Source organism: Corynebacterium gottingense (genome assembly GCF_002285125.1).
GTDB classification, from domain to species: Bacteria; Actinomycetota; Actinomycetes; order Mycobacteriales; family Mycobacteriaceae; genus Corynebacterium; species Corynebacterium gottingense.
In genome coordinates this window covers 215,939-228,568 of record NZ_NSGN01000001.1, presented here as the reverse complement: position 1 = coordinate 228,568, position 12,630 = coordinate 215,939, and the positions used below count along the sequence as shown (strand labels likewise).

14 protein-coding genes are annotated in these 12,630 nt (G+C 65.5%); 7 read left to right on the top strand and 7 right to left on the bottom strand.

Going from position 1 to position 12,630, the window contains the following annotated elements:
• Positions 1 to 82 precede the first annotated feature (82 nt).
• From CKJ82_RS01115 to CKJ82_RS01100, 4 genes are all read right to left on the bottom strand, one after another.
• Positions 83 to 1,075, bottom strand: coding sequence for a sigma-70 family RNA polymerase sigma factor (locus CKJ82_RS01115; RefSeq protein ID WP_095278973.1), 993 nt, complete (start codon positions 1,073 to 1,075; stop codon positions 83 to 85).
• A 187-nt stretch (positions 1,076 to 1,262) separates the two neighbouring features.
• Positions 1,263 to 1,697, bottom strand: a complete 435-nt coding sequence (gene dtd / locus CKJ82_RS01110) for a D-aminoacyl-tRNA deacylase (protein ID WP_095536685.1) — start codon at positions 1,695 to 1,697, stop codon at positions 1,263 to 1,265.
• Positions 1,697 to 3,244 (bottom strand): DUF7782 domain-containing protein, encoded by a 1,548-nt coding sequence (locus CKJ82_RS01105; protein WP_095536684.1) that lies wholly within the window; start codon positions 3,242 to 3,244, stop codon positions 1,697 to 1,699. The genes dtd and CKJ82_RS01105 overlap by 1 nt, the downstream gene beginning before the upstream one ends.
• 3 nt (positions 3,245 to 3,247) lie before the next feature.
• Complete coding sequence (locus CKJ82_RS01100) at positions 3,248 to 3,754, bottom strand: DUF3099 domain-containing protein (protein WP_095534729.1); 507 nt, start codon at positions 3,752 to 3,754, stop codon at positions 3,248 to 3,250.
• A 50-nt stretch (positions 3,755 to 3,804) separates the two neighbouring features.
• On the opposite strand from CKJ82_RS01100, the gene CKJ82_RS01095 reads away from it, so the two are divergent.
• From CKJ82_RS01095 to CKJ82_RS01085, 3 genes are read left to right on the top strand one after another with little or no spacing between them, the layout of a single operon-like run.
• Positions 3,805 to 4,059: a DUF3039 domain-containing protein gene (locus CKJ82_RS01095; protein WP_095278982.1), complete on the top strand. Its 255-nt coding sequence runs from the start codon at positions 3,805 to 3,807 to the stop codon at positions 4,057 to 4,059.
• On the top strand, positions 4,056 to 5,831 hold the full coding sequence (locus CKJ82_RS01090) for a DEAD/DEAH box helicase (protein ID WP_095534728.1): 1,776 nt from the start codon (positions 4,056 to 4,058) through the stop codon (positions 5,829 to 5,831). Before CKJ82_RS01095 ends, CKJ82_RS01090 begins: the two co-directional genes overlap by 4 nt.
• A gap of 54 nt (positions 5,832 to 5,885) precedes the next feature.
• Positions 5,886 to 6,410, top strand: a complete 525-nt coding sequence (locus tag CKJ82_RS01085) for a DUF4190 domain-containing protein (protein WP_095534727.1) — start codon at positions 5,886 to 5,888, stop codon at positions 6,408 to 6,410.
• Positions 6,411 to 6,477: 67 nt separating this feature from the next.
• Here CKJ82_RS01085 and CKJ82_RS01080 read toward each other — a convergent pair whose 3' ends face one another.
• Positions 6,478 to 8,064 (bottom strand): RNA polymerase sigma factor, encoded by a 1,587-nt coding sequence (locus tag CKJ82_RS01080; RefSeq protein WP_095536683.1) that lies wholly within the window; start codon positions 8,062 to 8,064, stop codon positions 6,478 to 6,480.
• A gap of 214 nt (positions 8,065 to 8,278) precedes the next feature.
• The gene (gene ppgK, locus CKJ82_RS01075; protein WP_095536682.1) at positions 8,279 to 9,046 is read right to left on the bottom strand and encodes a polyphosphate--glucose phosphotransferase; all 768 of its coding nucleotides are present in this window, start codon (positions 9,044 to 9,046) and stop codon (positions 8,279 to 8,281) included.
• Positions 9,047 to 9,126: 80 nt separating this feature from the next.
• Here ppgK and CKJ82_RS01070 point away from each other — a divergent pair, with 80 nt between their 5' ends.
• Entirely contained in the window at positions 9,127 to 10,008 is an 882-nt protein-coding gene (locus CKJ82_RS01070; RefSeq protein WP_095536681.1) for an inositol monophosphatase family protein, read from the top strand.
• A gap of 151 nt (positions 10,009 to 10,159) precedes the next feature.
• Entirely contained in the window at positions 10,160 to 10,456 is a 297-nt protein-coding gene (locus CKJ82_RS01065; protein WP_095278964.1) for a DUF4193 domain-containing protein, read from the top strand.
• A 3-nt stretch (positions 10,457 to 10,459) separates the two neighbouring features.
• Here the strand turns inward: CKJ82_RS01065 and CKJ82_RS01060 are convergent, their stop codons facing one another.
• Positions 10,460 to 10,999 (bottom strand): DUF3093 domain-containing protein, encoded by a 540-nt coding sequence (locus tag CKJ82_RS01060; protein WP_095278963.1) that lies wholly within the window; start codon positions 10,997 to 10,999, stop codon positions 10,460 to 10,462.
• An 83-nt stretch (positions 11,000 to 11,082) separates the two neighbouring features.
• Here CKJ82_RS01060 and dut point away from each other — a divergent pair, with 83 nt between their 5' ends.
• Both dut and CKJ82_RS01050 read left to right on the top strand, forming a co-directional pair.
• Positions 11,083 to 11,565 carry a dUTP diphosphatase gene (dut, locus tag CKJ82_RS01055; protein WP_095536680.1) on the top strand — a complete coding sequence of 161 codons (483 nt, stop codon included), beginning with the start codon at positions 11,083 to 11,085 and terminating at the stop codon, positions 11,563 to 11,565.
• Between the two features lie 137 nt (positions 11,566 to 11,702).
• Entirely contained in the window at positions 11,703 to 12,623 is a 921-nt protein-coding gene (locus tag CKJ82_RS01050) for a DUF3710 domain-containing protein (protein WP_095536679.1), read from the top strand.
• Positions 12,624 to 12,630 lie beyond the last annotated feature (7 nt).

The window sequence follows — 12,630 nt, the reverse complement described above, 5'->3', positions numbered from 1 at the left end:
TCTGAGTCACTCTGTGCAGACGGTCTGCGCGAGTCATTTCGCGCACAGACCATCCAAGCCCTGCAAGTGTACGCGCGGTGCCCTAGGCGTAGTCGCGCAGCCGGTCGGCGCGGTCGCCGACGCGCAACTTGGCCATAACCTCGCGCTCAATTTGGCGCACGCGCTCGCGCGACAGGCCGAACTGGCGGCCAATCTGGTCCAAGGTGCGCGGCACGCCGTCGGTCAGGCCGTAGCGCAGGCGAATCACGTCCTGTTCGCGTTCCTCCAGGCCTGCGATGATGTCCTCGATGTCGTCGTGGCGCAGGGTCGAGACCACAGCGTCTTCGGCGTCCGTCGCCTCAGCGTCCTCGATGAAGTCACCGAGCGGCGCCTCCTCGTCCGCGCCGACAGGCATATCCAGGCTCACCGGGTCGCGCGACTGGCGCAGCAGCATCTCAATCTTGGACTCCTCGATGCCGGACTCCTCGGAGAGCTCCTCATTCGTAGGTTCGCGGCCCAGGGACTGGTACATCTCGCGGCGGATGCGCGAGAGCTTATTCACCTGCTCCACCAAGTGGACTGGTAGGCGAATCGTGCGCGACTGGTCCGCCATCCCGCGTGTGATGGCCTGGCGGATCCACCAGGTGGCGTAGGTGGAGAACTTGAACCCCTTGGCGTAGTCGAACTTTTCCATGGCACGGATCAGCCCGAGGTTGCCTTCCTGGATCAGGTCCAGCAGCGGCATTCCGCGCCCCGTATACCGTTTTGCCAGCGAGACCACGAGGCGCAGGTTGGCTTCCAGCAGGTGTGAGCGCGCTTTGCGCCCTTCCTTGGCCAGGATCTTCATGTCACGCTTCTTGGCGCGGGTGAGCGTGACCTCCGGGTCGTCCAGCAGGTGCTGGGCGTAAAGGCCTACCTCGATCTGCTGGGCCAGCTCGACCTCTTCCTCAGCGTTCAACAGGGCCGTTTTGCCGATACCGTTGAGGTACACGCGCACGAGGTCCGCCGACGGATTGTCATTGGTCTGATTTCGGCGGCTACCGCGGTCAACGTTTTCTTCGTTGCCCGCATCACGAGCGTGGTCCGGCTGAGTCATGAAGAGCTGCCTCCTTGAAAGGGGTTCGAACCGTAAGTTCAGTCTTATAGATCAAACGGAGCAACGCTCCCGATTGTTCCGGCTGAGCGTAAATATTATGCAACGCGCGTCTGCCTCGCTCGACTCTCAGCATCACTCCAGGAACTTCTTCCCTAGAACGTGGGTAGCGGCCAGGTTTCGCCCCGTGTCACGCCTCGACGAGGACCGTGAACGGCCCGCTGTTGACGCTCGCCACGTCCATCATCGCGCCGAACCGGCCCTCTTCGACCGTGATGCCGCGGCCGCGGAGCTCCTCTGCGATCTTGGCAATTACCGGTGCAGCTACCTCGCCCGGCGCCGCATCCGCCCACGACGGCCTGCGTCCCTTCGCTGTACGCCCCATGAGGGTGAACTGGCTGACCAGGAGGACGGGCGCGCCGGCGTCCTGGGCGGAGCGCTCGCCGTCGAGAATGCGCAGCTCCGCGATCTTGCGGGCCATCTTCTCCCACGCGTCCTCCGCGTCGTCGCGGCCCACGCCGACGAGGGCGAGGATGCCGCCGGTTTCGGGGCAGTCGATCGCCCCGACGACCTCCCCGTCGACGGTGACAGAAGCACTCTCCACTCGCGTCAGTACAGCTTTCATCAGGACTCCTTCGCAATAATCTCAGCGGGCAGGACGAGGCCGTGGCGCACACAATCCACCACAATCGCCGCTGCGTTGTTCTCAAGGCGTGTGTGTTCCGCCGGGTCATCGACGCCTTGCGACGCCACCAGCAACCCCACCACCTCGCGCAGGGGCAACCCCTGTGGGTGGAGGCCAGAGAGAATCGAGACGACACCGTCGTCGACCTCGTGGGTAAAGCGCGGTCCGTCAGTACGCGAAACCCTCGTGACTCGCTGCGCAAAGCCCATCCCGGCCTCGGCGTCGGCGACGCTCACCCTCTCCAGCGCCACGCCTGGGCGCACCATGTACGCGGCATCCAGGATGTCGTCGGTGCCCCTGCCGCGCAGCCATTCGGCCCTGGTGAAATACTCGTCCACCTCCGGCCCGAGGGGATCCGTGAACGGGTGCGAGAGGTCTTCGGCGGTAATCTCGGTGGGGTTATCGCCGATCTCGCGGAGGAAGATCCACCCGAACCCGATGGCCTCGACGTCGTTGTCGCGGAAGTGCGCAAGCCATCGCTCGGTGCGCTCGACGGCCTCTGGGGAGCGGACGTCGACCGATTCATCAGCAAGCCAGGTAGACACGTACTGGCCCGGGTCGACAACATCGCGTTCCAGGACCCAGGCGCTCACACCGCGGGAGGGCAGCCACGAAGCAACGCGCGAGCGCCAGCTCTCGCCGGTGCGGTGGACCCACGCACCGAGGATGCACGCGGTCGCGCCCTCCGCCAGGTGTGCGGGGGCCTGGCCGACAACGAGCTCGGTTGCCCCGTCGAGCGACAACCCCGAATCGCGGTACACGTGGCCCACCTCGGGCAGTCCCACCACGAACGGCGGGTTCGCTACGATCCGGTCGAAGTGCTCGTCGGCAACCGGCTCGAACCACGGGCCCTGGCGCAGCTCGACGTTGTCTATCCGGTTCGCAGCGAGCGTCGCGCGAGCAAGCTCCAGGGCGCGCGGGTGCACATCCGTCGCCACCACGCGCTGCGCAACCCCTGCCTGCGCCACCGCCTGCACCCCCGAGCCGCAACCGAGGTCCAGTACCGTGCCAACCGGCGTCTCCGGCGAGGCGCTGAGCAGCGAGAGCGACGCCGACCCAACGCCCAGGACGTGGTCGGGCCCCGGTACGTGCGCGGTCATCGACGCATCCAGGTCCGACACGATCAGTCGGTCCTGCCCCGCGAGGACGTGGGGGCGCAGGTCGAGGGCCACGGCGAACCGGTCGTTGGCGGCGGGGCGGATCACGGTGGCGTCGAGAAGCATGCGCACGAGGTCAGGTGTAAGGAGCTCGTCGAGCTGGGCTTGCGACGCCGGCTCGCGCACCAAGAAGAAACGGATCAGGCGCGACAGCGGCGAAGCATCACAGGCGGCGAGCACGACGCCTGGCTCGCCACGGTAGAGCGCCGCAGTCGCGTGGGGACCGAGGTGCTCGGCGATGCCGTCGGCGGTAAAACCGGACGACGCGAGGGCGTCGGCAAGCGCGCGCACGGCGCTGGGAAGAGACTCGGGGAGCGGTTCGAGAGGCATTGGCTACTCCTTGCTGGCGTCGGGATCGGACTCGATGATAGCGGGGGAGCGGTCGGCGCCAGAGCGCGATTGGCCCGCCTCCAACTGCGCTCGGGCCTGCGCAGCGAGCCGGGCCTCCTCGCGGGCGAGCGCAGGCTTGTACACGTTTTTGTCCCGCTTATCGCGCGCCTCGCCCTGGCCGTTGGCAATCATGACGGAGATCCAGGGCACCGGGATCGAAATGGAGAAGAAAAGGGCGGCGAACCACCAATGGCCCAGCACCGCGCACAGGACGGAGATGGCGATCAGTGGCACGCGCGCACCCTGCCACAACAGATACTGCTTTTCGCGGCTCTGCAGATCCTGCTCGTGGGTCCGCGTTGCGTCGGTGATGAGCGCGCGCCGGGAGCGCCTCGGGCGGAGCCGGCGGCGGCGGGGCTGCTCCTCGTCCGGCTGGGCGTCGATCGTGTGCGGGTGCGGACCGGGCACGCCCGACTCGGGTTGGTGGAAGGTGTGGTCAGATCCGCTCATAACGCAAAGGGTAGCGGGGCATTGCAAATTCCGACCCACTTTGGGGCATGATGGAAGGCGTGAATACGACGACGAAGACTCTTGAGCGCCCCGACCTCCGGGAGGACACCTCGTCAACCACGGAGGACGGCAAGGAAAAGTTTTTCCACTACGTGCGGAAGGACCAAATCGTGGATTCCGCGATCTCTGGGAAGCAGGTTGTCGCGCTCTGCGGAAAGAAGTTCTCTGTAAAGAAGCAGGCCAAGCCGGGGTCCCCGGTCTGTGCCGATTGCCAGCGGATTTATGAGGGGCTGCGCCGCAAGTGACAGCGTCGACACCAGGGCCTCAGCTCCGTAAATGGCAGCAAGAGGCCCTTGATTCGTTTCTGCGTACAAAACCGCGCGACTTCATGGCCGTGGCAACGCCGGGCGCGGGAAAGACGACGTTCGCGCTGACGCTGGCGAGCACCCTTCTGGCCGACCGCACGGTGCAGCGGCTCATTGTGGTTGTGCCGACGGAGCACCTGAAGCACCAGTGGTCGGAGTCGGCCAAACGCTTCGGGTTGTCGCTGGACCCCAACTTCACCAACTCGTCCGCGGTGAACCCCTCCTACGACGGCATCGTGGTCACCTACGCGCAGGTCGGCATGCACCCGTTCAAGCACCACGCAGTCGCGTCGGCGCGGCGCAGCTTGGTCATCCTGGACGAGATCCACCACGCCGGCGACTCGAAGAGCTGGGGCGACGGCGTCTATGAGGCGTACAACGACGTAGAGCACCGACTCGCGCTCACCGGTACGCCGTTCCGCTCCGACGACTCGCAGATCCCGTTCGTGCGCTACAACGAGGACGGCGAGGGACACCTCGTCTCCGAGGCCGATTACACCTACGGCTACTCGCACGCGCTCAAGGACGGTGTGGTGCGCCCCGTTGTGTTCCTCGCCTACAGCGGGGAGACAGAATGGCGGGATTCCGCGGGCGAGGAATACTCAGCCCGCCTCGGTGAACCGCTCAACGCGGAGCAAACGGCACGCGCGTGGAAGACAGCACTGGACCCGAAGGGGGATTGGATCCGGCTCGTGTTGCAGGCCGCGCACACGCGCCTGACCAAGATCCGCGCCAACATGCCGGACGCGGGCGGGCTGGTCATCGCCACGAACAAAACCACGGCGCGCGCCTACGCCAAGATGCTCGAGGGGATCTCCAGCACGCCGGTCACGGTGGTGCTTTCCGACGAGCCCGGGTCCTCCGACCGCATCGAGGAGTTTTCGGCGTCCCGCGACGAGTGGATGGTGGCGGTGCGAATGGTTTCCGAGGGCGTCGACGTCCCGCGCCTCTCCGTCGGCGTGTATGCCACCTCCGCATCGACGCCACTGTTCTTTGCCCAGGCAATCGGCCGTTTCGTGCGCTCTCGCATGCCCGGCGAGTCCGCGTCCGTGTTCCTGCCGTCCGTGCCCGTGCTGTTGGGGCTGGCGGAGAACATGGAGGAGGAGCGTGACCACGTCCTGGGCAAGCCGCACCGCGAGCAGGGCTGGTCCGACGAGCTCATTGAGCAAGCCAACCGCCAGGAGAACGAGCCCGACGAGGGCCCGAGCTACGAGTCCATCGGTGCGTCCGCCGAGCTGGATTCGCTGATTTTCGACGGCTCCACCTACGGCACCGCGACCGCAGCTGGTTCCGCCGAGGAACAGGACTTCCTTGGGCTCCCGGGACTGCTGGACGCCGAACAGGTCAAGACCCTGCTGCGCAAGCGGCAGAGCGACCAGCTGGACGCCCGCGAGGCGGAGGAGAAGGCGCGGAAGGCCGCGGAGCGCGAAGCCGCAGAACGGGCGAAAACGCTGGGCGAGCCGGTCGCTGCTGGGCCCGGCGCCGCACCGTCCAAGTCTGGCTCCACCGGCGGCGGGGGCGAGACCGCTGCAGATGAGATCCCCAGGCTGCGCAAGGAGTTGAACACGCGCGTCTCCATCGTCGCGGGGAAGACGGGACGACCGCACGGCGCGATCCACACGGAAGCGAGAAAAGCGTGCGGCGGGCCGCCGACCGCACTGTGCAACGCCGAGCAGCTGCAGCAACGCATTGATTACTTGCGTGGCTGGTAGCGCAAAAGACCGGTAGTGTGGGCGAGTGCACGGCGATGAGTGAAGGAGACGACCATGACAGATCGTTATAACCCGAACCAGCACCCGAACCAGGAAGGTCCGTACAACCACCCCGAGGGGTTCTCGGACTACGGGCAGCACCCGCAGCCAGGTCAGCCACAGCCGGGCCAGCAATGGCAGTACGGCGGCGGTGCCGCCTACGGTGGCGCGTACCCGCAGGGCGAGCCGTATAGGGTACAGAAAAATAACGGCATGGCGATTGCTGCCTTGATCGTGGGTATCCTCGCCATGCTTGCAATCATTACGATCGTCGGCGGGGTGTTCCTCGGTGTTATCGCGATCATCCTCGGCATTTTGGGGATCCGGAGCGCGAAGAAGATCGCCGGTCCGGGCGCGCGGAAGGGGATGGCCATCGCCGGCATCGTCCTCGGCACGATCGCCTCGCTGCTCAGCGTGGTGTTTTTGCTCGTCGGTGTCGGACTCGTTTCCACCTTCGTCGGGGAGTGCGACCACTTGGTGGATGATACGGCCGCTTACGAAAAGTGCGTGGAAGGTGTCGCGGAGCGCGAGTTTGGCTAATTCAGCCGTACATAAAGCGGTGCCCGCCCGGAATTTTCCGGGCGGGCACCGCTTTATCCGCGAAAGGCTAGTCCAGGTAGTCGCGCAGCACCTGGGAACGCGACGGGTGGCGCAGCTTGGACATTGTCTTCGATTCGATCTGGCGGATGCGCTCGCGGGTCACGCCGTAGACCTGGCCGATTTCGTCTAAAGTCCGCGGCATGCCGTCGGTAAGCCCGAAGCGCAGGCGTACCACGCCAGCTTCGCGCTCGGAGAGCGTGTGCAGCACGTCCTGGAGCTGGTCCTGCAGGAGGGTGAAGGACACGGCGTCGACGGCGACGACCGCCTCGGAATCCTCGATGAAGTCACCGAGCTGGCTATCGCCCTCGTCGCCAATCGTCTGGTCCAGGGAGATCGGCTCGCGCGCGTACTGCTGGATCTCCATCACCTTTTCCTCGGTGATGTCCATCTCCTTCGCCAGCTCGAGCGGGGTGGGCTCGCGGCCCAGGTCCTGCAGCAGCTCGCGCTGGATACGCCCGAGCTTGTTGATGACCTCCACCATGTGCACCGGGATACGAATGGTGCGGGCCTGGTCCGCCATCGCGCGGGTGATCGCCTGGCGGATCCACCACGTAGCGTACGTGGAGAACTTGTAGCCCTTGGAGTAGTCGAACTTCTCCACTGCACGGATCAAGCCGAGGTTGCCTTCCTGGATGAGGTCCAGGAACGCCATGCCGCGGCCGGTGTAGCGCTTGGCCAGCGAGACCACGAGGCGGAGGTTTGCCTCCAACAGGTGGTTCTTTGCCTTGCGGCCGTCGCGGGCCACCGCGCGAAGGTCGCGCTTGACCGCAGGCGTGAGCTTGGCATCCTTGTCGCCCTCAGCGGCGGCGCGCGCCATCTCGTCCAGGCGGTACTGGGCGTACAGGCCGGCCTCGATGCGCTTGGCCAAGGAGACCTCTTGCTCCGCGTCCAGCAGCGCGACCTTGCCGATCTGCTTGAGGTACGCGCGGACGGAGTCGGCGGACGCGGTCAGCTGCGCGTCCTTGCGCGCCTGACGCAGCGCCGCAGACTCCTCGATGTCCCAGACGGACGAAGAGTCTTCTTCCTCGTCGTCCGAGTCGTCGTCTTCGTCATCTTCGATGTCGTCGCCGTCCAGGTCGTCCTCGTCGATGTCCTCGGCGAGCTCGTCATCAAAGTCGGCGTCCTCGTCCGCGAGGTCGGGATCGTAATCTTCGTCGTCGCGGTCATCGACGGTATCGGCATCGTCGACAAGCGCATCGGTGCGCAGCTCGTCCTCGTCCACGCCCTCGGCGCCTGCGTGCGCAGCGGTCGCCTTCTTGGCCGCTGACTTCTTGGTGGTCTTCTTCGCAGTCTTGCGGGCCGTCTTCTTGGCCGTCTTCTTGGTGGCCTTCTTCCGAGCGGATTTCTTCGCCGTCTTCTTCGTGGCCTTCTTCCGAGCGGTCTTCTTTGCAGCCTTCTTGGCCGTCTTCTTCGCCGCCGGAGTTGCCGCGGCGTCGTTTGCACCGTTGCCTGCGCCACCGTCGGAGGATGCCTGTGCTGCATTCTCCACGGTGTTATTGCCTGATGCTTCGCTGGCTACCACGTACGCCCTTTCGCCGATTCGGTTTCTTCCACTGCGCGCAACCCTGCTTCCTGCGAGAATATCCGTATGCATATCCTGCCGGATTGCGCAATGGTTCCAATTCTAGAACGCCAATCCTAACAGGCCGCGCGCTGAATCTATTCCAGCACTCGCCATCGTGCCGCATCTTTCGCGCGCCTTGCGTGTCACGGAGCCGGAAAGGTGCGTCCCACGAGGGCAGGAGTGGTTGCTGTCCGGTGCCCACCGTACATGAGTCATGGATCTGTGGTTGGGCCGGACCAATCAATTACGGCGCAACGTGCTCGTTCGCCGCCATCGCCGCGCCGACAATGCCTGCTCGGTTGCGCAGACGCGCGGCGACCACCGGCACGTCCACCGTCAGGTTCGGGACCCACTTGTCCGCCTTACGGGAGATGCCGCCGCCGACCACAAACGCGGACGGGCTGAACAAGCGCTGGTACTCGTGCAGGACGGCGTCGACCCGCTTGGACCACTTCTTGTAGCTCAGTTCCTCGCGGTCCTTGGCGGCGGAGGAGGCGACATGCTCTGCTTCCTCTCCAGAGATGACCAGGTGGCCGAGCTCCGTGTTGGGGAAAAGGGTGCCGTCCATGAAGAAGGCGGACCCGATCCCGGTGCCGAAAGTCAGGAAGATGACGGCGCCCTCGCGGGCCTCGGGCTCCCCGAATGCGACTTCGGCGAGACCGGCGGCGTCGGCGTCGTTAAGCACCGCGATGTCCTCCGTGCCCAGGGCTGCGGAGAAGAGCTCGTGGACGTTAGTGCCAATCCAAGCTTCGTCGATATTGGCGGCGCTGCACGCGACCTGGTTACGGATAACGGACGGCAGGGTGATGCCGATCGGCCCATGCCAGTCGTGCGCGCGCACGATTTCCGCGACGGTGTCGGCCACGGCCTGGGGCGTCGCGGGCTTGGGCGTGGCAATCTTGACACGCTCGCCGACAAACTCGCCGGTATCCATGTCAACGATGGCACCTTTGATGCCCGAGCCGCCGACGTCCACGCCGAATCCGAGATGAGTTGCAGTCGTATCGCTCATACGGCACAGCTTACAAACGCGCGGCATAAATGGGGCGGTGCGAGTCGCGCTTCCGGGAAAGTCGGTGCACGATGGGGACTATGAGCACACAGACTTCTCCCGATGGCACCGCCAACACTCCCACCCCAGCTGAGATGCGAGACCTGTGCGTTGAGCTCGTGCAGGACGCGGCAGGGTTCGTGGCCAAGCAGCGCGACTTTCTGACCAGGCACGGCTCCGTGGAAATGGTTGCGCAGACTAAGACGTCCGAGGTTGACCCGGTCACGGCCGTGGATAAGGGGTGCGAGGAGCGCGTCGTGGGCAAGCTCTCGGAGTTGCGTCACGGCGACGGCGTCATCGGCGAGGAAGGCGCGTCGAAGCCGAGCGAGACTGGCGTCGAGTGGGTGATCGACCCCATCGACGGCACCGTGAATTTTATTTACGGGCTGCCCGCCTACGCGGTCTCCGTCGGCGTCGCTGTGCACGGCGAGCTCGTCGCTGGCGCGGTCGCTGATGTCGCCCGCGGCATTACCTACTTCGCCGCCCGCGGGCACGGGGCCTTCGTGCTTAGCGACGCCACCGCCCATCCCCTGCACGCATCCCGGGCCTCCCGTCCCGCCACCGCTCTGGTGGAGACCGGCTTCTCCTACGACTCCGGATGGCGCGGCCAGCAGGCGCAGATCCTGACCACGCTCCTGCCGCAGGTGCGCGACATCCGCCGCATGGGCTCGGCGGCGTTGGACCTCTGCCGCGTTGCTGAGGGGAGCGCGGACGCCTACTACGAGCACGGCACGCACCCCTGGGATTACGCTGCCGGCGCGGTGATTGCCGCCGAGGCGGGAGCGGTGGTGCACCACCCGGGCTTGCGCGATCGCGGCGGTGACGGCGCATTGATGTACGCCTGCGCTCCGGGGCTCGCGGAATCGTTCCCGCGGCTGTTGGAGAAGGCGGGGGCGATGCGCGTCTTGGGAGCCGGAGCTTAGCAGCATCGCCCCTGGTCGGGGGCGAAAGTGACAGATCGAGCCATTTGCTTTAGTATTCCGCTCAAACGCGTCCTGGCAGGACCTGGCAGGACGCTCAAAACAGAGCACCGCACCTTTTTACTTTTTACGTTGAGCTGGAGGGAAGAACGCCATGGCTACGGATTATGATGCGCCGCGTCGCCGACTCGAGGACGACGAGATTGAGACCGACTCGCTCGAAGGCCTGAAGGCCGCAGAAGTAGCCGGCAGCAGCATGGACGACGACGGCGAGATCGTCGAGCCAGTGGAAATCCCCGCGCAGGACCTGTCCGGTGAGGAGCTTAACGTAGAGGTCAAGCCCCGCCAGGACGACGAGTTCACCTGCGCCTCCTGCTTCCTGGTGCAAAAGAAGAAGCGCCTGGCGTACACGGCCGATGACGGCTCGAAGTACTGCCTGGACTGCGAGTAAGCCTTACGCAGCCCCGTCGGCAGGGGCTTTCTCGGGGACGAAGGCGGCGAGCAACGCCTCGGGGTGCTTCGAGGAGATGAGCCAGTAGGGGGTTGGGTCCTCTGGGTCGTTCAACACGATGAGCGCGTGCTCGGGGACCCACGCGTGGGAGACGAGGTACGCCGCCGGGTCGAGCTGGCGGCCGAGCGCGTTCTGCCGCGCGGAGCGGGGGACAACCATTGCACGATCAACTGCGTCCGCGGGCAGGTTCGCCTCGCCGACGCGGAGCCAGCGCGAGCCGTCCGGGTCGCGCTCGACGGACACCGTGGTGTTGGACAGCCACGTGAGGAACCACGCGACGAGCGCGCCGATGACTACCAGCGGCACGATGAACCACCAGACGTTGCGGTTCAGCGCAAACTGGGCGGCAAGGAGTAACGTCAGGCCGATTCCGGCCGCCCACCAGTACCACGGCACCCACTGTCGTTCGCGGTAGAGCACCTCGGGCGCTGCGGCGCCGGTGGCGTGGGCAGTTGCATCGTTGGAGCGCGAGGTTTCAGACACGAATGCAACTTTAGTTCAGGGGATGGGTGACCTGTCCAATTCGCCGCATTGGCGTGTGCAGGCCGTACCGTAAGGTGGGCACCATGAGCGAGAACAACGAAAACACACAACTGGCTGGCGCGGTCCAGCTGCCCCCGATCCCGCTGAAACGGCTGGATAAGGAGCTGCCGCTTCCCAAACGCGCGCATACTGGGGATGCCGGCGCGGACCTGTACTCCGCCGAGACAATCACCCTGGAACCGGGACAGCGCGCACTCGTGGGCACGGGCGTGGCCCTCGCCCTGCCGCTCGGCACGGTGGGGCTCATCCACCCGCGCTCCGGGCTCGCTGCGAAGCACGGCTTAAGCATTGTGAATACGCCGGGGACTGTCGACGCCCAATACCGCGGTGAGCTCAAAGTGTGTCTGGTGAACACGGACCGCTCGGAGCCATTTACCGTCGAGCGTGGGATGCGCATTGCCCAACTCGTCGTCCAGCGCGTGGAGCTGGTTGACTTCGTTGAGGTCGATGCGCTCGACGAAACGGTACGCGGCGAGGGCGGTTACGGCTCGACCGGGACGAAATAGCACCACCCGTTGAAGGCCCCACCACCGCGCGCGCTTGAGGCGCGGCGCGCTATGGTCAAAGGGCACGACGTTACGACGCGAAACCAACGCGAAAATTTCGCAGCAACGCCCAACCGGGCGCGAGGAGGACAGAAACTATGGCACTGTGGCCGTTTGGCAAGAAGAAGAACCGCAACAAGGCCGACAACGACGCGGCTGCCCAGCAGGTCCCCGAGCACACCGAGTCTGCCGAGCCCACCGATACTCCGGACGCCGCAGCAGCACAGGCAGAAGCAGCTGCGCCCGAAGCATCGGAGTCTGCGGTGGCGGCGGCACCCGCGGTGCAGGACGGCGGCCAGGCGGCTGGCACCGCACCGCTGACGGACTACGACCCGATCAACGGCAGCACCGGCCCCTTCGACGGCGACTCCGTCAACATCGAGGACTTTGATTTCTCTGACTTCTCCAGCGCCACGCTGAACCTGCACTCCATGCGCATCCCATTCCCGAAGGAGGCGCAGGTGCAGGTGGAGATGGGTGAGCAGGGGCCGAAGATGGTCCACATTGTCACCCGTTACGGTCGCGTCACTCCGGTTGCCTTCGCGGCTCCGCGCAGCGGTGGTCTCTGGGATGACTCCGCCGAGGAGATTGCCGAGGGCATGCGCAACGAGGGCATGCCGGTCACCTTCGAGCAGGGGCCGTGGGGCAAAGAGATCGTTGGTCAGGGCACGAATGGTGTGATCCGCATCATCGGTGTGGAGGGTCCGCGTTGGCTCTACCGCGTCACCCTCGCCGCGCCGCAGGGCCGTGAGGACGACTTGGCAAAGCTGGGTCGCGAGATCGTAGCGCGATCCTTTGTGTACCGCGGCAACGACCCGGTCCTGGCCGGGAGCTCCCTCGATGTGATCCTGCCGAAGAAGATCGCAGAGCAGGTGCAGCAGGCGGTGCAGCAGCGTGCTCAGCAGGGCCAGAGCGCCGCTGCGGGCCAGAGTGCTCCGCAGAGTGGCAACCCGAACCTGCTCAGCGACGCGCTCAAGCAGATCATCGACCAGAACAACCAGTTCAACAAGGATAAGTAGTTTCCAC